Genomic DNA, 405 nt, shown 5'->3' with positions numbered 1-405 from the left:
AACATCCAATGAAATAACAATTACAATTACAGATGATGGTATTGGTAGGGCTCAAAGTAAAGCCTTAAAAACACAAAATCAAAAAAAGCAAACCTCAACAGGAATGGGCAATATTAAAAAGCGTGTATCTATTTTAAATGAAATGTATAAAGATAAAGTAGATGTAGTTGTATCTAACTATAAAGCGTTAGAAGATACAGGAACCAAAGTAGTTGTAACACTAAAAAAATATTAAAGCCACAAACAAAACACCCATGAAACTAAACGCTATTATAGTTGAAGATGAACAAACTAGTAGAGATATTTTAAAAAGTTATCTAAATAAATACTGCCCAAATGTTACCGTTTTAGGTGAAGCTGAAAATATTGATGAAGCTTTAATTTTAATTAGAAACAACCAACTAG

Annotated in this window: 2 pseudogenes; both read left to right on the top strand. The window is 28.9% G+C overall.

Annotated features, from left to right (window positions below):
• Positions 1-235, top strand: a pseudogene (locus FUA24_RS03965) (sensor histidine kinase); the annotation flags it as partial.
• Positions 236-254: 19 nt separating this feature from the next.
• Positions 255-405, top strand: a pseudogene (locus FUA24_RS25590) (DNA-binding response regulator); the annotation flags it as partial.

Source organism: Seonamhaeicola marinus (genome assembly GCF_008085455.1).
Note: the sequence above shows the minus strand (reverse complement) of the source record. Positions and strands in the feature narration are given on the sequence as shown.